Source organism: Anaeromyxobacter oryzae (genome assembly GCF_023169945.1).
GTDB lineage: Bacteria > Myxococcota > Myxococcia > Myxococcales > Anaeromyxobacteraceae > Anaeromyxobacter > Anaeromyxobacter oryzae.
Window position 1 is genome coordinate 3,240,259 of the sequence record NZ_AP025591.1, and the last position, 18,582, is coordinate 3,258,840.

Sequence of the window (18,582 nt, forward strand, 5' to 3'; positions counted from 1 at the left end):
GGGCACGGCCCAGGAGACGTCGGGCCACGGGCCACGGGAGGCGGGTTCACGGGTACGGGTCGGGCCACGGGCCACGGGAGGGCGGGTCACGGGCACGGGAGGACGGGCACGGTGACGGGCACGATCACGGGAACGGGACGCTCCGCGCGCTGTTCACGGTTACACTCCTAGGTCCCCATGCTCGCCCGCTCCGTCGCTCCGTTCGCTCTCGCGCTGCTCCTCCTCGCGCCCTCCGTCCGGGCGGGCGAGCCCGCGCTGCCCCGGCCCGGCTGGAAGGACCCGGTCGCCGACGGGTTCGCCGCCGCGTCGGCCGCGCTGGATCGCGACCGGCGAGGACCCCGCGGTCTCGCGGTCCTCGGCGAGCTCGATCAGCTCGAGGACGACCTCCCCGAGCTGGCGCGGCTCGCGGCGCTGTACGGCCGGACCGCGGACGCCGCGGATACGGATCCGGAGGTCCGGTCGGCGGCGCGGTGGCGGCTCGCGCGGGTGGAGCGTGCGCGCGGGAACCTCCAGCGTGAGCAGGCAAACCTTCGCCGGCTCGGGTTCGTCACCCGGTTCCGGATCGTCGGCCCGTTCGACGACGAGGGGAAGAAGGCGTTCGACGCGGCGCTGCCGCCGGAGGCGGGGATCGATCTGAAGGCGCGCTACCCCGGGAAGGTCCGCGAGGTCGCCTGGCGGGAGCTGCCGCAGGAGGCGGTCACCGAGGGCTTCGTCCACCTCGGCGCGACGCTGCGTCCGGCCCGCGAGGTCGCGGCGTACGCGCTCGCGGTCGTCGAGGCGCCCCGCGAGGAGCGCGTGGCGCTCTGGTTCGGCGGCAGCGGCGCGGCGAAGGTGTGGGTGAACGGCGCGCTCGCGATCTCCGACGCCGGGTACCACGCGGCGCGGCTCGATCAGCGCGGCGCCGCGGTGACGCTCCGGAGGGGCGCGAACCGGATCCTGGTGAAGCTCTGCCACCAGGACGGCCGGATGGGCTTCTGGCTCCGCCTCGCGGACGAGCACGGCGAGGGCCGCGCCCTCGCTGCCGCGGATCCGGCGGCGCCCGCCGTCGCGCCGGGCCCGGCGCCGCGCGCCATCGAGGACGCGGTGATCCGGCTCGAGCGCCGCGCCGACGCGCTCCGCGGGAAGGGGCGCGCCGAGGCGGAGGCGCGGCTCGACCTCGCCCGTGCCCTCGCGCTGCGGCAGCCCGCCGAGCGCGACGAGCGGCGCGCGGCGGGGGAAGCCCGGCGCGCGGCCGCGCTCGCGCCCGGGTCGCTCGACGCGCAGCTCGAGGCAGCCCGCCTCGAGGACGATCACGGCCGGCGCCGTCTCCTCGTGGAGGCGGCGCTCGCCGCCGCCCCGGAGGAGCCCCGCGCGCTGCGCGCGCTCGCGCGCGAGGAGCTCGACCAGGATCGCCCGCAGGCGGCGGTGCGGCTCCTCGACCGGGCCATCCGCGCCGCGCCGGGCTGGCCGGAGGCGCGCGTCGCCTACGCCGAGGCGCTCGAGCGCGCCGGCCGCGAACCGCGCGCCGCCCTCCTCGCAGCCGAGAACGCGCGCGCCTTCCCGACCGTGCCCGCCGCGGTCCGCGCCGCCGCCCGGGCCGCGCAGCGGCTCGGGCGCCTCGACGAGGCCGCCGCCCGGTACCGGACGCTCCTCGCCCTCCGCGTCGACGACGCCGAGGCGCGGAGCGCCCTCGCCGCCCTCCTCGCGGATCGCGGCAACGTGACCGGCGCGCGCGACCTGCTCCTCGAGGCGCTCCGGCTCGATCCTTCCGAGGTGCACGTGCGGCTCCGGCTCGCCGACCTCCTCGCCGCGAACGACCGGGCCGAGGAGGCGGAGGCCGCGTACGGCCAGGCCATCGCGCTCTCCCCCGACGAGGCCGACGGCTACGAGCGCCGCGGCCGCGCGCGCCTCGTCCGCGGCCGGGCGAAGGACGCGCAAGGAGACGTGCAGCGGGCGCTCGAGCTCCGGCCGCAGAGCCCCGAGCTGAAGGAGCTGGCGCGGAGCCTCGAGCCCGCGCGCGAGCGGTTCGAGCGGCCGTACCTCGCCGACGCCCGGGCCCTCGCAGCGGCCGCGCCGGTGCCCGCGCCGGACGACGACGCGGTCGTGCTCTCCGACGTCAAAGTGACGCGCGTCCTCCCCTCCGGGATGGCGTCGAGCTACTACCAGGTGGTGGTGAAGGTGCTGAACGCCCGCGGCGCGGACGCGTTCCGGCGCCACACCGTGTCGTGGGCGCCGGAGCGGCAGGAGGTGAAGGTCGAGCGGGCCCGCATCCTGAAGCCGGACGGCACGGTCGTCGAGTCGCACGACGAGAGCGAGCAGAGCGCCAGCGAGCCCTGGTACCGGCTCTACTACGACACCCTCGCGAAGACGCTGTCGTTCCCCGCGCTCGCGCCGGGCGACGTGCTCGAGATCGCGTGGCGCGTCGACGACACCGCGAGCGAGAACCTCCTCTCCGACTACTTCGGCGACCTCACCTTCGTCGACGAGACGACGCGCAAGGCGGTGTTCGACTACGTCCTCCTGGTCCCGGAGGGGCGCGAGATCCACGCGAACCGTCCGGCGGGCGTCGCCTACGCGAAGCGGGCGCTCCCGAACGGCGTCACCGAGCACCGCTTCACCGCCCGGGACGCTCCGCGCATCCAGCCCGAGCCGCGCATGCCGGGCTGGAGCGAGGTCGCCCGGTACGTGCACGTGTCGACCTACGCGAGCTGGGATCAGGTGGCGCGGTTCTACTGGGGCCTGGTGCGGGACCAGATCCGGCCGAACGGAGAGGTGAAGGCGGAGGCGGAGCGGCTCGCGCGCGCGGTGCTCGACGCGCGGGCGGCGGGCGCGCCACGGGTCGCGCGGGCGCAGGGCCAGGGCGTCGTGGCCGCGCCGTCCGTCACCCCGCCGCCGTCGGGCTGGGATCCCGAGACGAAGCGCGCCCTCGTCCGCGCGGCGTACGGCTTCGTCGTCTCGCAGACGCGCTACGTCGGCCTCGAGTTCGGCATCCACGGCTTCAAGCCCTACCGGGTGGACCAGATCCTCGCGAGGCGCTTCGGCGACTGCAAGGACAAGGCGAGCCTGATGCACGCGCTGCTCGAGGCGATGGGGATCGACTCGCGGCTGGTGCTGCTCCGGATGCGGCGGCTGGGACGCCTGCCCGAGACGCCGGCGTCGCTCTCGATCTTCAACCACGCGATCCTCTACGTGCCCGACCTCGACCTGTGGCTCGACGGCACCGCGGCCTACTCCGGATCGGGAGACCTGCCCTCCGACGACCGGGGCGCGACCGTGCTCGTCGTGAACCCGTCGGGCCCGTCGCGCTTCGGCCGGATCCCGGATGCGAGCCCGGACGAGAACCGGATCGAGAGCCGCTACGACGTCGCGCTCCGGCCCGACGGCACCGCCGGCGTGAAGGGCGGCTGGCGCGTCGCCGGCGTGGAGGCGCCGAGCTACCGGCGGACGTACCTCGCGGAGGGCGAGCGGTCCTCCCAGCTCGAGGCGACGTTCAACCGCGCCTTCCCCGGGGTGCGCGTCGAGTCGGTGTCGGTCTCCGATCCGACGCGGATCGAGGACGCGCTGATGGTCCAGTTCGCCCTCGACGTCCCGCGGTTCGCCCAGCCCGACGGCGACGGCCTCCGCTTCACGCCGTTCGGCGCGTCGCGCGGCTACACCGAGTCCTGGGCGTCGCTCTCGGCGCGGAGGTACCCGGTCGACCTCGGCAGCGCGTCGCGCAACGTGTTCACCTACAAGGTCGCGCTCCCGCCGGGCTGGCGGGTCGCCGAGACGCCCGAGCCGGTGAAGGTCGAGGCGCCGTTCGGCGGCTTCGCCATCACGTACCGCCAGGAGGGTGGGGCGGTCGTCGCCGAGGGGCAGGTCACCCTCGCCGGCGGCCAGGTCGCGCCCGCGGACTACCCGGCCTTCCGGGAGCTCGTCTCGCGCATCGACCGCGCGTTCGCCCGCCGCGTCCGGATCGTGCCCGCCGCGCCCGTGAAGGAGGCGGCGACACCCGCCGCCGGCCAGGAGGCCGTCCGATGATCGCTCTCCAGAGACCGGCCCTGCGCCGGAGCGCCGCCGTCCTCCTGATCGCCGCGGCGCTCGGCTGCGCCGGCGTTCGCGGAGGCGCCCGCGGCGTCTCGCGCGCCCTCGAGACGAACGACTACGCCGCGGCGGAGGCGAGCGCGCGGGCGACCACGCTCGCGACGAAGCGCGGGACGGTCGACGCGCCGTCCCACGTCGTCGCCGCGCTCCTCGCCCGCCGTGCCCTCGACGGCGACCTCGAGGTCCGCCACCTCGCCGCCGCCGTCGAGGCGGCGCCCGCCGACCCGGCCGCGCTCGTCGCGCTCCGCCGCCTCGCCGAGCTCGCCGAGACGGCGCCGGCGCGCGCCACCGAGGTCGACGCCGCCGTCGCGCCGCTCCTCGCGGCGGGGCGACTCCAGGGGCTCGCCGCCTACCGCGCCCGGGTCGCGCGCGCGACCGCCGCGGAGGTCCAGGGCGACCACGCCCTCGCCGCGCGCCTGCGCGCCGAGAACGGCGCGGTCACCGCCTGGAGCCTGTCGGGCCCCTACGCGGTCCACCACGCGCTCGACTTCGACCGGAAGATCCCGCCCGACGACGGCATCGTCCCGGAGACGGTCCCCGCCGCCGCCGGCCTCCCGCCGTACGTCACGCGCTCGCTGCCCGCGCCGGACGGGACGGTGACGCTCGAGGGCGAGCCGAACGACGCGGATCTGCTCGCGCTCGCCGCCGACGTCACCCTGGCGAAGGGCGGCCGCTACGTCCTCACCGTCGGCACCCAGCTCTCGGCGCGCGTCCGCCTCGACGGCGTCCTCGTCCACGAGCGGCGCGCGTTCGAGGGGTGGCCGAGCGGCCTGTTCCAGCGCGCCGTCGCGCTCGCGCCGGGCCGCCACCGCCTCGTGGTCGTCGTGACGCGCGGTACGCCCCGCACCGGCGTGCACGTGGCGCTCTCGCGGGAGGACGGCGCGCCGTCCGACGCGACGTACGCCGCCGCGCCCGCGGGCGGGGCGCCCGCGCCCGCGGCGAAGCCGGAGCCCGGCCCGCCTGCGCTGGCGGGCCGCGCGCTCGCGGCCGCGCTCGAGCCCGAGCTCGGCCCGGTGATCGCCCGCGTGCTCGCGGCGCGCGACGCGCAGGTGTCCGACCGTGAGACGGCGAAGGAGCTCCTCGCCGAGGCGCGCGCGGCCCGGCCCGACGCGGCGCTCGTCCGCATCGCCCGCGCCGACGTCCTCGCCGACGATCCCACGCTGGACGACCGCGTGGCGCGCGGCCGGGCGGAGGCCGAGCTCCGCGACGCGCTCCGGCTCGATCCCGGGAGCGCCGAGGCGCGGCTCCGGCTGGCGGCGCAGCTGCGCGCGGCCGAGCGGCTCGACGACGTGGACGAGGTGCTGTCCGGGCTCGGACCGGCCGCGAGCCGGCCCGCCGCCGTCGCCGCGCGGGCCCGCGCGGCCATGGATCGCGGGCTCGCCGAGCGCGCCGAGGGGCTCGCGTTCGAGGCGCTGCGGGGCGGCGGAAGCTGCGACGCCGCCGACCTCGCGTACGAGCTCGCCGGGAAGCGCGGCGACGTCGGCCACGAGGACGAGGCGGCGCAGGCCGTCGCGCGCTGCCGCGGCGGCCGCGAGCGGCTCGCGAGCCACCGGAAGAAGCGCGGCGATCCCGCCGGACAGCTGGCCGCCCTGGAGCCGGTGGTGGCGGCGCGCCCCTGGGCCATCGAGCCCGGGCTCGCGCTCACCGACGCGCTCGTCGCGGCCGGCGCGCCGGGCCGCGCGGCGGACGCCGTGGCGGCGCTCGCCGCGATCTGGCCTCGCAGCGCCCGGCTGCAGGAGCGGCTCGGCGATCTCCGCGAGCTCGCCGGCGACGCCGACGCGGCGCGGGCGGCCCGCGCGCGTGCCCTCGCGCTGAACGGCGCCGACCTCTCGCTCCGCCGCGGGCTCGCGCTCGACGACGGCGGCGAGGTGCTCCAGGACCTCGCCGAGGACGCGCGCGCCGCGATCCGAGCGTACGAGTCCGCGCCGAGGCAGGGTGGCGTCTCCTCGACGATGGTCCTCGACGCCGCCGCCGTCGACATCCACCCGGGCGGCACCGCGACCGAGCGGACGCACCAGGTCATCCACGTCCTCGACCAGCAGGGCGTCGAGCAGTGGGGCGAGGTGACCGTCCCCCCGGGCGCGAGCATCCTCACGCTCCGCACGCTGAAGAAGGATGGCCGCGCCCTCGAGCCCGAGCGGGCGGGGAGCGCGAAGGGGACCGTCTCGCTCACCGGGCTCGAGCCCGGCGACTACGTCGAGGTCGAGTGGGTCCGCGGCGATCACGCGCCCCGCGGCCTCGGCGGCTACACGGCGAGCCCCTTCTATTTCCAGGTCCCCGGGTCGCGCCTCTTCCGGTCGGTGTATGCGGTCCGCGCGCCGGCGGGGCTCGGGCTCGCCGTCGACGCGCACGGCATGCCCGCGCCGGACGTGGTCCGCGAGGGCGGCTACGACGTGGTCCGCGCCGAGCGGCGCGACGTTCCCGCGTTCATCCCGGAGCCGTCGGCGCCGAACGGCACCGAGGTCCTCCCGTTCCTGTCCGTCGGGACCGCCGACTCCCGCGAGGCGCTGCAGCGCGCGGTCGGCGACACCCTCGTCGACCGCACCCGGCCGAACGAGGAGCTGCGCGCGCTCGCGGCCGACATCCGCGCCGCGGCCGGGCCGAATGCCACGCCGCTCGCGCTCGTGAAGGCGGCGTACGCGCGGGTCGCGAAGGACGTGCTCGGGCAGGGCGGCGGTCTCGGCGAGGACGCCGGCGCCGCGCTCTCGCGCGGACGCGGGAGCCGGCTCGTGGTGCTGAAGGCCGTGCTCTCGGCGATGGGGATCCCGGCGCGCTTCGCGCTCGTCCGGCCCTTCGGCGCGGACCCCGCCAGGTGGCGCTTCCCCCCGCTGTCGCTGTGGGGGACGTCGCTGCTGCGCGTGAAGGCGGGAGGCGAGACGATCTGGCTCGATCCGTCGCCGCGCCTCAGCCCGTTCGGCGCGATCCCCGACACCGCGACCGGCTGCGAGGCGCTCGTGCTCCCGGAGCCGGGCGACGCGGTGGAGGTCGATCGCACACCCGAGCAGGCGGCGTCGCCCGAGGACCGCATCCTGACCTTGCGGATCGTGCTCGCGGAGGACGGCAGCGCGACGGTGACCGGCGCCGACCGCTACACCGGCGCCGCCGGCGGCGCGCTGAAGGGCGCGCTCGAGCGGCTCGACGCGACCGAGCGGCGGCAGGCCGTGGAGGGGATCCTCGGCCGGATGTTCCGCGGGATCTCGGTGACGCGCGTCGAGGTCACCGGAGAGGACGACCCGGAGGCGCCCGGCGAGATCCGCTTCGAGGGCCGGGCGCCGGACGTGTCGCGCGCCGCGGACGGTGGCCGGGTGCTCGAGTCGTCCATCTTCCCGGCGCGGCTCGGCGCGCGGTACGTCCAGGTGGCGCGCCGCCGGACGCCGCTCCTGCTGCCGGAGCCGGACCGCGCGACGCAGCGGATCGAGATCGTCGCGCCGCCGGGCCTCTTGCCCCACGCCGGACCGGCGTCGAAGATCGAGACGCCGTTCGGCCGCTTCACCCGCGAGGAGCGGGTGAAGGGGAGCACGCTCGTCCGCGAGGAGCGCCTCGAGCTGGCGCGCGGCCGCATCCCCCCGGAGCGGTACCTCGACTTCGCGCACTTCGCGCGGGAGGTGGACGAGGCGCAGGATCGCCCGGTGGTTCTCTCGCGCTGACCCCGGGGTCGTGCCGACCCGAGCCCCCCGTCGGGGAAAACGCGTGAGATCGACGGCGGCTCCGCGCGGCCGGTCCCCCCGCGCGCCGGGCACGGCCGCTGCACATCCGGTGATCGTGCGCTTCCTGAGCCACCTCGCCGGGAGGATCCTCCGCTGGACTCTCGTTGGTCTCGCGGAGATCACCCCCTCCGCTCCCAGCGAGGTGCTCGTCACCGTCTCGCCGCGCGTCCGTCGACTGCCCCCGACCTCCGCGCGCCGCTCCGGCTGACGACCCCGGGGCGCACGTTCCCCGGAGGGCGCCCCCTTTCCCCGGGGGGGCGTCCTCCGGGTCTTCCCTCGGTTCCTCGTGAGCCCGTCGAGCCACGAACCGCGGCGCGTGGCGCCCTTCGACGGCCCAGGGCGACCGGGCAGCGCTTTCAACCTGCGGTCGCGGTGGCGCCCTCGTCCACGAACACCACGTCGGTGAACCCGACGGTGTAGAGCAGCGCCCGGATCGCGCGCTCGGCCGACGCGCGCGCCCGCTGCTGCAGCGCCGCGTCGCGCTCCACCTCCTGCTCGAACGCGCGCCTCGCGAGCTCGAGCAGGCGCGCGGTGTCGGCGGAGTCGAGGTTCGAGCCGATGATCTCGGTCTCTCCCGGACGGAGCGCGACCGTGGTCCGGAGCGGCGGCCGGCGGATCGTCACCGTGCGTCCGACCACGCTTACGCTCCGCGCGTCGAGCCGCTCGAGCTCGAGCGCGACGTGCGCGTCCGCGAACACGATGGCCTTGCCCCGCGGGGTCGCGAAGGTGTGCCGGAGCCAGCCCGCGACGTCGCCCCAGAGCGAGCCCGCGGGCGCCGGATCCGGCGCGAACGACACCTTCTTGTAGAGCGCGACGTCGAGCGCCTCGAGGCGCGCGACCTCGCGGATCCGCATCACGACCGCAGGGGGGTCGGGCACCGGCGCCGCGCGCGCGGGGAGGAGCCGGAGGGCGAGGCCGAGGCCGCCGCCGACGGCGAGGCCGAACGCGACGAGCAGGACGAGGCGGCGCATCCGGCGATGCTACCGCGCCTTGCGCCCGCCGCGCGCCCGCGCGCCGGGCTTCTTGCGCCGCGGGGTCGCGGTGCGTCCGCGGCGCACCTCGGCGGCGGGGCTCGCCGGCTTCGCGTGGGACTTCGACTTCCCCGGCCTCGCGGTGGTCGCGGCGGCGCCGCGCCGGGACCTCTTCGCCCCCGCCTGCGCCGCCTCCCGCGCGGCGCGCCTGGCCGCCTTCGCCGCCGCCTCGGCGGCCTTCGCGGCCTGCTTGCGGAGCGCCGCGTCGACGGCGAGCCGCGCCCACGGCAGCATCGACTCCGGCGCCTCGTGGGCGTCGTCGGGCGGGCGGTAGTAGCTCGTCTCCTGCATGGCCGCGTACACCCACATCCTGCAGCCCGCCTCCAGGAACCGCGGCCGCGTCTCCCCGTCGGTCTTGAAGAAGAGCTCGTCGTCGTCGATGAGGCCGAACATCGCGCCCCGGTGGTACAGGCCGTGGCCGCCGAACATCCGGCGGGCATCGACGCCCGGGACGAGGGAGAGCAGGTCGAGGGCATGCTCGACGAAGGTCGACGTGTTCGCCATGGAATCCTCCTCCTCTCGGACGGCGCGCCGGTGCGCGCCTTGGACCGGTCTAGCGCGGGCCGTCCTCCGCCGCCGCGCCGAGCCACCCGATCTCCCGCGCGGTCTCCGGCCCGATCCCGACCTCCGCGGCCGAGGCCGGCAGGCGGCCGCGACCGGGCCCGAGCGGGATCTCGCCGACCATGATCTCGGCGCGGGGCTGCGGGTAGGGCGGGACCTGATCCGGCGCCCAGAGCCCGCCCGGCGCCACCGCGTGCCCCGCGCGGTCGTACTTGTCCGTCGCGCCGAGCGCGTGGAGCGCCTCGTGGACGACCGCGGTCGCGGCGAGGAGCGCGTCGCCTGCGATGGCGGCCCGCACGACGCCCACCTCGCCGCCGGCCGCGCCGATCCCCTCGGCGAACGGAGCCGCGGCCGGGTCGAGCACGACGTAGACGCGCACGTCGAACGCACCCGGATCCACCTCCGGCAGCGCCGCGTGAACGGCGCGCTCGGCGCGCCAGAGATCGAGCGCGTGCGCCGCGCGGGCGAGGATCGACGGCGCGGGCGCCGCGGTCGGCGGCAGCCGCGCCGGGGTCGCCGGCCCGAGCACCTCGAACCGGAGCGCCGCCCCGCCGCCACCGGCGAGCCGCGCGCGGTCGTCGGCGAGCCGCGCCGCGACGGCGGCGAGGGCGCCCGCGAGCGCGTCGACGCCGTCCCGCGGCGGCGCGCCGAGGACGAAGACGCCCACGTCGACCGGCCGCTCCCAGGTGGTTCGCGTCCGCCGCGCCGCGCGCGTCCCGAGCGCGAACACCGCGGCCACGCCGAGCGCGGTGAGGAGCACGACGACGCGGAGCGGCTTCGAGGGCACGGCAGGGAGCGTAGCAGAGGCACCGCCTCACTCGAACAGCCGTTCGGCCACCGCGCTGTGCACCTCCATGCCGCGGCGCGTGAGGACGAGGCGCCCGGCGCGCCGGACCGCGAGCCGGTGGGCCACGAGCGCCTCCGCCTCGCGCGCCTGCGCCAGCGAGAGCGCCGCGAGCGGCGCGCCGCGCCGCATGCGGAGCGCGAGCATGAGCCGCTCGTTCCGCTCGGCGCCGGGAGCGATCCGATCCTCCTCCGCGGTGGGCAGCGCGCCCTCGAGCACCGCGGCGCGCCAGCGGCCCGCGTCGCGGAGGTTCCCGTACCGGAGCGCGCCTTCCTCCCCCCGCACGCAGCCATAGGCGCCCGCGCCGAGCCCGAGGTAGCTCTCGCCTTCCCAGTAGAGCCGGTTGTGGACCGACTCGGCGCCGGCCCGGGCGAAGTTCGAGATCTCGTAGCGGCGCAGGCCGGCGCGGCGGACGGCGGCCTCGATGGCGCGGGCCTGCGCCGAGGCCTCGTCGTCGTCCGGGAGGGTGAGCCGCCCCTGCGCGCGGAGGCGGGCGAGCGGGACCTCCTCCGCGAGGACGTCGGCGTCGAGCGTGAGCGCGTACGCGGAGACGTGGCACGCGCCGGCGCCGACGGCGCGCGTGGCGTCGGCGCGGGCGATCTCGACCGTGGAGCGGCGCGCGGCGTAGATGAGATCGACGCTGGCGTTCCCGACGACGTCCGCGGCGTCCCGGATCGCCTGCTCGGCGAGGTCCGCGCCGTGGCGGCGGCCGAGCTTCGCGAGCACGCCGGGATCGAAGGACTGCACGCCGACGGAGACGCGGTTCACGCCGGCGCGCCGCCACGCGAGGAGCCGCTCCCGGCTCGACGACTCCGGGTTCACCTCGATCGTCACCTCGGCGCCGGGCGGGATCGAGAACCGCGCCCGGAGCGCCGTCAGCACCTCGCCCACGTCGTCCGGGTCCCAGAGCGACGGGGTGCCGCCGCCGAGGTAGACGCTCCGCGCGTCGAGGCCGGAGAACGAGGGCGCGCGCAGGGCGAGCTCGGCGAGGATGGCTCGCGCGTACTCGCCGCGGGCGGGGGGCCGCTCGGTCGTCACCGCGAAGTCGCAGTACGGGCAGCGGTGCGTGCAGTAGGGGAAGTGCACGTAGATGCCGAACGGGCGCGCCATCGCTCGACGGTTCTAGCGCGAATGCGCCCCCTCCGCCGCGCGTTGACAGGGACGCGCGCCTGCCTTAATCCCTGCCCGCTCCATGTCCGAACCGGCCGTCCGCGCGCGTCACCTGAAGCAGACCCTGACCGCCGCGCTGCGCACGCCCGCCGCCGGGGCGGTGCACCGGTTCGTGCCCGCGGCGGTGCTCGAGGAGATCGAGGCGGCGCACGGCTCCGACTGGCTCCCCATCGGCCACGACGTCGCGCTCGTGCGCGTGATCCACGGCGCGCTCGGCCCCGCCTCGCACGACAGTTTCGCGCGCGGCGTCGTGCTCGAGGCGCTCGACGGTCCGCTGCTCGGGCCGATGGCGCGGATCGTCCTCGCCGCGTTCGGGCGCGACGCGGCCGCGTGGGCGCGCCTCGTGCCGAGGGCCTGGAGCCTGGTCTTCCGCAACGGCGGCGCGTGGGAGGTCGAGCGCGGCGCCGGCGAGGTGCGGCTCCGGGTCCGAGGGCTGCCCGCCGCCTGCGTCGAGGAGCCCGTGTGGCTGGCCTCGGCCGCGAGCTCGATGGCGGCGGTGCTCGACGCGACCGGCGTCTCGGGCAGCTCGACGCTCGAGGGGTTCGACCCGACCGCCCGCGCGGCGACGTACGCGCTCCGCTGGGCGCGCTAGCCGAGCGGCCGGACGCGCGTGGCGCGGAGCAGGAGCGGCAGCACGCGGCCGCCCGTCACGAGCGCCATGTGATCGTACTGGGAACGCAGGTACACGACCGGCGCCCGCCGCTCCCGCGCGCCGAGCCGCGCCGGGATGCGGGGGTGGCTCACCACGTTGCCGGCGCCGAGCGAGGGCAGCCACGCCTCGGTCAGGGGGGCGGTCTCCTGGCCGACGAGGAGGAGCCGCCGTCGCCCCGCCGGCGCCTGGGCGAGCCACGCCGAGAGCTCGTCCTCCCCGCGGTAGAGCCCGTCGAGCAGGACGATCTCCTCGACGCGGGGGTCGGAGAGCCAGGGGAGGACGGTCCGGATCGCCCCGGAGTGGCCGGACACGACCACGGGGCCCTCCGGCAGCCGGAGCTTCGCGCGCGCGGCGACCTCGCCGAGGAGCTCGGCGAGGTCGTTCCAGTAGACCGGCGCGCCGTTCCAGTCCGGAGCCTCGGGCGCGATGAACGCGGCGTCGAGGCCGCTCGCGCGGAACTGGCTCGCGAGGTCGTGGTCCACGAAGGCCTGGTCGACGTTCGTGTAGTAGCCGTGGACGTACAGGACGATGCCCGCGGTCCGGCGCGCATAGCCGGGCGGGAGCCAGACGTGGATCGTGCCGCGCGCGGTGCCGAGGCGGAGGTGCCGCCCGCCCGCGTCGCGGGTCTCCTCGACGGCGCCCTCGGGCACCGGCGTGAACGGCGTCTGCGACCACGGCGCCTGGGTGCGATCGGGCTCGGGCGGCGGCACGAGTGGCGGTGGCGGCGCCGGCTCCTCCGCCGCGGGCGGCGGCGGAGGCACCTCCGGGCCGGATGGCGCCTCGAGGCGGCTCGACGCCAGCCGGCGGTGGCCGGCGACGCAGGCGACCGCGACGAGGAGCGCGGCGGCGCCGATCGCCCGCGGGCCGGCGGCGATCATCGGTTCGCCCCCCTCTTGCTACGGCTTCCGCGTGACGAGCAGGTGATAGTGCTTCTCGCCGTCGAGGTAGCCGTAGCGGACCGGCAGCGCGCGCTTCGGCTGCGACGTCCAGAGCTTCACGAAGTCCGCGTTCGCGGTGGGCGACGCGTCCAGATAGCTCTTCTCGAACGTGCCATAGGTCTCCTGGACGAAGCCGGCCTTCCGAGCGTACGCGGGGGGGATGCCGGTCGAGTCGGAGATCATGAAGACCATCCGCTCGAGGAGGAGGTTCCGGACCTTCGAGAAGTCGCCGCGCCACAGGAGGTAGCTCGCCGCCTTCGTCATCGCGACGAAGCGGCCCTTCGACGCGAGGTGCTTCAGGATCCCCGGCTGCTTCGCGAGCGCGCCGTCGGAGAGGTCGGCGGCGACGTGGCGGTGGACGCGCGCCTGCGTCCTCGGGTCCTCGCCCTTCTTCACGAACGTGATCTCGGAGTTCGAGAACGCCGGCGAGAAGTCGGGCGACACCCACTGCCCGCGGAGGAGCTTCGCGCTCTCCTTCTCCGAGGCGGCGATCTCGGTCGCGGTGAGGTAGTGGATCGTCCCGTCCGGCTCGAACCGGAAGAACTTCAGGCTCACCGGCTCGTACCCGTGGATCGCGAGCGCCGTCATGAAGAACGCGAGCTGGCCGGGGATCTCGCCGCGCTGCCCCTTCATGAGGTTCTCGGTCTTCGAGTCGTTGGCCGTGAGCAGGCCGGCCGACGTCTGCCGGATCACCTCGAGCGAATCCGCGAGCACCTTCGGGTCCTTCACCGCGGCGAGCCGGCGCGGGTCGCCCGCGTGCTCGAGCGAGAGCGTCGTGACGTTCCGCGCGTCCGGGTAGGTGGTGAGCGCCGAGAGGAGATCGCCGCCGCCGAACGGGTAGACGACGGTCGTCGGCAGCCCGGCCGGGCGGAGCTTCGCGAGGAAGGCCGACGCCTTCGGCAGGTAGCCGTCGCGATAGGCGGCGATCTGCTTCTTCTGCTTCGCGCAGAACGCCTGGACGACCTTCGCGTCGAAGCCGGCCGGGAGCGGCGCGCCGCTGCACGAGACGACCGCGTAGAGGAGCTTCGCCTCGGCGGTGAAGTCGGCCGGCGCCTCCGCGGCCGCCGCGGGCGCGTCGTCCATCGGCGCCTCGCAGGGCTTCACGGGCTCGCACGGCGGCTCGCCGGGCGAGGCGGCGGGCGGCGGCTTCGGGTCGGCGGCGAGGGCGGGGAGCGGCAGGGAGAGCGCGGCGGCGAGCGCCGCCGCGAGGTGGGGGAGCGTGCGCATGCCGGTCTCATGTACCATGCGCCCGATGAACGCGCGATCTGCCGGGAAGCTCACCCTGTGGCCCGGCGTCGGCCTCGTGGCCGCCAACATGATCGGGGCCGGGGTGTTCCTCTCCACCGGCTTCATGGCGCAGAGCATGTCGCCGGGCCCCATCCTCCTCGCCTGGGTGGTGGGGGCGCTGCTCGCGCTCGCCGGCGCGCGCGCGTACGCCGACGTCGCGCGCCTCGTCCCGCGGTCGGGCGGCGAGTACCGCTACCTCTCCGACCTGCTCCACCCGTCGCTCGGCTTCATCGCGGGCTGGGCGTCGCTGCTCGTCGGCTTCTCGGCGCCCGTGGCCGCGGACGCGCTCGCGGCGGGCGAGTTCGCGCGCACGGTGTTCCCGCGCCTCGGCGCCACCTGGATCGTGCCGGTCGGCCCGGGCGTCGCGGTCACCGCGGCGCAGGTCCTCGGCGCGGCGCTGATCGTCCTCCTCACCACCTTCCACGCGGTCGGGCTCCGGACGAGCGCGCGCGTCCAGAACGGGCTCATCGTCGTGAAGGCCCTCCTCCTCGCGGGCTTCGTCGTCGTCGGGCTCGTGTACGGGCAGCGGAGCTGGCCGACCTGGACCGCGGGCGCGCCGGGCGCCGGCTTCCCCGCCGCCGCGTTCGCGTCGAGCCTCTTCTTCATCGCGTTCGCCTTCAGCGGCTGGAACGCCGCCGTGTACGCCGCCGAGGAGTTCGAGAAGCCCGAGCGGACCGTGCCGCGGGCGATGATCGTCGGCTGCCTCCTCGTGGCGGGGCTGTACCTCGTCGTGAACTTCATCTTCGTCGCGAACCTCACCCCCGCCGACGCCACGGTCGTCTTCCGGTACGACACGGACCGCGTGACGCTCGGCCACGCGGTGATCACCCGCCTGCTCGGGCCCGGCTCCGGCGCGGTCATGTCGCTCTTCACGGTCGCGGTGTTCATCTCGGCGATGAGCGCGATGACGTTCGTCGGGCCCCGCGTGTACGCGGCGATGGCGAAGGACGGCTACCTGCCGGCCGCGCTGCGCGGCGAGGACGGGAAGCCGCCGGTCGGAGCGATCGTCCTCCAGGGCGCGCTCGCGGTGGCGATCCTCTTCACCCACCCGCTCCGCGACATCCTCGAGAACCTCGGGGCGATCCTCACCTTCTTCGCCGCGCTCACCGCGGCCGGCCTGTTCAAGGTCGCCCTGGCGCGGCGCGGCGGGGCCCGGCCGAGGCCGTCCGCCCTCGTCGCGGCCGGCGTGTACGTCGTCGCGACGATCGCGATGTTCGTCTACAGCTTCCGCCTCTCGCCGGGGAGCCTGCGCTGGGTCGCGGGCGCGGCGGTCGTCGGCCTCCTCGGCTGGCTCGTGTCGCGGCCCCGCGCCCGGCACGAGGTGCCGCCGGCGGCGGCGCCGGGCGCCTGAGCCGCGAGACCCCTCGCCGCCTCCGAAAACCCCTCGGAAACCGCGGTTCCGCGCCGCGTCGCGCCGGTTGACCGTGGAGTCGACAGCAGCCGGGAACCATGCTTTCCTGCCGCGGCACCCGAGCGCCGCCACGAGGGAAGAGCATGGCCGAGCCGAGCCTGGCACCGAAGGTCGAGAGCCCCGCGCCGTCCAAGGAGTTCAAGCCCTACGTCCCGGCGGACCGGGTCATGCCGGAGCTCACGGCGAAAGCGCTCGTCACCGGCGCGCTCTTCGGGATCATCTTCGGCGCGTCGACCGTGTACCTGGCGCTCCGCGCCGGCCTGACCGTCTCCGCGTCGATCCCCATCGCCGTCGTCGCGATCAGCCTCGGGCGGAAGTTCCTCAAGACCTCGATCCTCGAGAACAACATCATCCAGACCACCGGCTCGGCCGGCGAGTCCATCGCGGCGGGCGTGGTGTTCACGCTGCCGGGCTTCCTCTTCCTCTCCCTCGACCCGAGCACGAGCACCTCCATCGGCGCGGGCTACTTCGGCTACGTCACGCTGTTCACGCTCGCGCTGGTGGGCGGCATCCTCGGCGTCCTCATGATGGTCCCGCTCCGGCGGTCGCTCATCGTGAAGGAGCACGGGACGCTGCTCTACCCGGAGGGCACCGCTTGCGCCTCCGTGCTCATCGCGGGCGAGAAGGGCGGCGACTTCGCGAAGACCGCGTACCAGGGGCTCGGCTTCGGCTTCGTGTACGCGATCCTCCAGAAGCTCATGGGGGTCATCGCCGAGACGCCGACCTGGGTCTCCGGCCAGAGGAACAAGTGGCTGCCGTCGGCGACGGTGTTCGCCGACGTGACGCCCGAGTACCTGGGCGTCGGCTACATCATCGGCCCGCGCATCGGCGGCGTGCTCGTCGCGGGCGGCGTCCTCGCCTGGCTCGGCCTCATCCCGCTCCTCGCGGTCCTCGTGCCGGCGGACGTCATCGCCGCCCAGCTCCCGAAGGTCGGTTACGACCCGGCGCGCTTCGGCTACGACGCCGCTGCCCACGCCTTCCGCAACCTGCCCGGCGCGGTGTACTTCGCGTACATCCGCCAGATCGGCGCCGGCGCCGTCGCCGCGGGCGGCTTCATCACCCTCATCAAGACGTTCCCGACCATCTGGACGTCGCTCCGCGACTCGATCCGCTCGCTCTCGGACCGCCAGGCGGCGGCCACCACCGCCCGCACCGAGCGCGACCTCTCCTTCAAGACCGTCGTCCTCGGGTCCGTCGGGCTCGTCGCGCTCCTCGTGGTCCTCCCGCAGATCCCGGGAAATTCCGTCCTCCAGAGGTTCCTCGTCGCGATCCTGGTGATCGTCTTCGGCTTCATCTTCGTGACGGTCTCGTCGCGCATCGTCGGGATCATCGGGTCGTCGTCGAACCCGATCTCGGGCATGACGATCGCGACGCTCATGGCGACGGCGATGGTCTTCGTGGGCGTCGGCTGGACGGGCATGCGCTACGAGCCGCTCGCGCTCGTCGTGGGCGGAATGGTCTGCATCGCCGCGGCGAACGCCGGCGCGACGAGCCAGGACCTCAAGACCGGCCACCTCGTGGGCGCGACGCCGCGCGCGCAGCAGATCTCGCTCTTCGTCGGCGCCATCGCCTCCGCGATCGTGATCGGCCTCACCATCACGGTCATCAACAAGGTGTACGGCATCGGCACCGCCAAGTTCCCGGCGCCCCAGGGCACGCTCATGGCGACGCTCATCAAGGGGCTCCTGTCCCTCAACCTCGACTGGCACTTCGTGCTCGTCGGCGTCTTCATCGCCGCCACCATGGAGCTCTGCGGGGTGAAGTCGCTCTCCTTCGCGGTCGGGCTGTACCTGCCGCTCTCGACGACGCTCCCCATCTTCGCGGGGGGCGCGGTGAAGGGGATCGTCGACCTGGTGGCGAGGTCGAAGGGCGAGACCCCGGAGGAGTCGGAGCTCGGCTCGGGGAGCCTGTTCGCCACGGGCCTCGTCGCGGGCGGCGCCATCACCGGCGTCCTCGTGGCCTTCCTCTCGATGCCGGAGCGGTGGAAGGAGTTCATCGAGGGGCCGCTCAACCAGACGAAGCGGCTCACCGGGCTCCTCGGCACGGGCGGCTACGATCTGCTCGGCGTGATCTGCTTCGCCGTCATGGCGCTCGTCCTCTACCGGATCGGCCGCAAGCCCCAGGCGACCCACGGATGAGCGGGGCGGGTGACCCGATCCTCGAGGTCACCGGCCTCGGCAAGGTCTACGGCGACCTCCGCGCCGTCGACGGGCTCACGTTCGCGCTCCGGCCCGGCGAGGTGCTCGGGCTCGTCGGCCCGAACGGCGCGGGGAAGACGACCACGCTCCGGTGCCTGGCCGGCATCGTCCGCCCGACCGCGGGGCGGATCCGGATCGGCGGGCACGACCTCGCGGCCGCGCCGGTCGAGGCGAAGCGCGCGCTCGCGTTCCTGCCCGACGAGCCGCGGCTGTTCGACTACCTCACGGTGAAGGAGCACCTGAACCTCGTCGCGCGCCTGTACGGCGTCCGGGGCTGGGAGGAGAAGGGGCGGGCGCTGCTCGCCGAGCTCGAGCTCGCCGGGAAGGAGGGAGCGCTCCCGGGAGAGCTCTCGCGGGGCATGAAGCAGAAGCTCTCGATCGCGTGCGGCTTTCTCCACGACCCGCGGCTCATCGTGCTCGACGAGCCGCTCACCGGCCTCGACCCGCTCGCGATCCGCAAGATGAAGGCGTCGCTCCGGGCGCGGTCCGCCGCCGGGGCCGCGCTGGTCCTCTCCTCGCACCTCCTCCCGCTCGTCGAGGAGCTCTGCCACAAGGTCCTCGTGATCTCGGGTGGCCGGATGGTCGCGCACGGCAGCCTCGACGAGATCCGGGCGACGCTCGGCGCCGCCGGCGCGGGCGCCTCGCTCGAGGACGTGTTCGTGTCGATCACCACCGCGCCCGCCGAGCCGCTCCCCACCACGCCGGTCCGCCCCCGGTAGCC

12 protein-coding genes are annotated in these 18,582 nt (G+C 75.7%); 6 read left to right on the plus strand and 6 right to left on the minus strand.

The features are described from left to right. Positions 1–177: 177 nt before the first annotated feature. Both AMOR_RS14055 and AMOR_RS14060 read left to right on the plus strand, forming a co-directional pair. On the plus strand, positions 178–3,999 hold the full coding sequence (locus AMOR_RS14055) for a DUF3857 domain-containing protein (protein WP_248362170.1): 3,822 nt from the start codon (positions 178–180) through the stop codon (positions 3,997–3,999). Beyond that, positions 3,996–7,709 carry a DUF3857 domain-containing protein gene (locus AMOR_RS14060; protein WP_248362172.1) on the plus strand — a complete coding sequence of 1,238 codons (3,714 nt, stop codon included), beginning with the start codon at positions 3,996–3,998 and terminating at the stop codon, positions 7,707–7,709. The genes AMOR_RS14055 and AMOR_RS14060 overlap by 4 nt, the downstream gene beginning before the upstream one ends. Positions 7,710–8,125: 416 nt before the next feature. Here AMOR_RS14060 and AMOR_RS14065 read toward each other — a convergent pair whose 3' ends face one another. Genes AMOR_RS14065 through AMOR_RS14080 form a run of 4 tightly spaced genes read right to left on the minus strand, consistent with a single transcriptional unit; the run spans position 8,126 to position 11,315 of the window. Further along, entirely contained in the window at positions 8,126–8,740 is a 615-nt protein-coding gene (locus AMOR_RS14065; RefSeq protein WP_248362175.1) for a DUF4230 domain-containing protein, read from the minus strand. A gap of 9 nt (positions 8,741–8,749) precedes the next feature. Then, complete coding sequence (locus AMOR_RS14070) at positions 8,750–9,304, minus strand: TfoX/Sxy family protein (RefSeq protein ID WP_248362178.1); 555 nt, start codon at positions 9,302–9,304, stop codon at positions 8,750–8,752. 49 nt (positions 9,305–9,353) lie between these two features. Beyond that, positions 9,354–10,148 (minus strand): hypothetical protein, encoded by a 795-nt coding sequence (locus AMOR_RS14075; protein WP_248362181.1) that lies wholly within the window; start codon positions 10,146–10,148, stop codon positions 9,354–9,356. 27 nt (positions 10,149–10,175) lie between these two features. Further along, positions 10,176–11,315 carry a coproporphyrinogen-III oxidase family protein gene (locus AMOR_RS14080; RefSeq protein ID WP_248362184.1) on the minus strand — a complete coding sequence of 380 codons (1,140 nt, stop codon included), beginning with the start codon at positions 11,313–11,315 and terminating at the stop codon, positions 10,176–10,178. Between the two features lie 82 nt (positions 11,316–11,397). Between AMOR_RS14080 and AMOR_RS14085 the strand changes: the two genes are divergently transcribed. Beyond that, positions 11,398–11,967, plus strand: a complete 570-nt coding sequence (locus AMOR_RS14085) for a hypothetical protein (RefSeq protein WP_248362187.1) — start codon at positions 11,398–11,400, stop codon at positions 11,965–11,967. Here AMOR_RS14085 and AMOR_RS14090 read toward each other — a convergent pair. Continuing rightward, complete coding sequence (locus AMOR_RS14090) at positions 11,964–12,905, minus strand: hypothetical protein (RefSeq protein WP_248362190.1); 942 nt, start codon at positions 12,903–12,905, stop codon at positions 11,964–11,966. The two genes, AMOR_RS14085 and AMOR_RS14090, sit on opposite strands and share 4 nt — an antisense overlap. Before the next feature lie 18 nt (positions 12,906–12,923). Next, complete coding sequence (locus tag AMOR_RS14095) at positions 12,924–14,192, minus strand: hypothetical protein (protein WP_248362192.1); 1,269 nt, start codon at positions 14,190–14,192, stop codon at positions 12,924–12,926. Positions 14,193–14,217: 25 nt separating this feature from the next. On the opposite strand from AMOR_RS14095, the gene AMOR_RS14100 reads away from it, so the two are divergent. From AMOR_RS14100 to AMOR_RS14110, 3 genes are all read left to right on the plus strand, one after another. Beyond that, a complete protein-coding gene (locus AMOR_RS14100; RefSeq protein WP_248362195.1) occupies positions 14,218–15,603 on the plus strand; it encodes an APC family permease in 1,386 nt (461 codons plus the stop codon). Positions 15,604–15,746: 143 nt separating this feature from the next. Continuing rightward, on the plus strand, positions 15,747–17,801 hold the full coding sequence (locus AMOR_RS14105) for an OPT family oligopeptide transporter (protein WP_248362197.1): 2,055 nt from the start codon (positions 15,747–15,749) through the stop codon (positions 17,799–17,801). Continuing rightward, positions 17,798–18,580, plus strand: a complete 783-nt coding sequence (locus tag AMOR_RS14110) for an ABC transporter ATP-binding protein (RefSeq protein WP_248362200.1) — start codon at positions 17,798–17,800, stop codon at positions 18,578–18,580. Before AMOR_RS14105 ends, AMOR_RS14110 begins: the two co-directional genes overlap by 4 nt. Positions 18,581–18,582 lie beyond the last annotated feature (2 nt).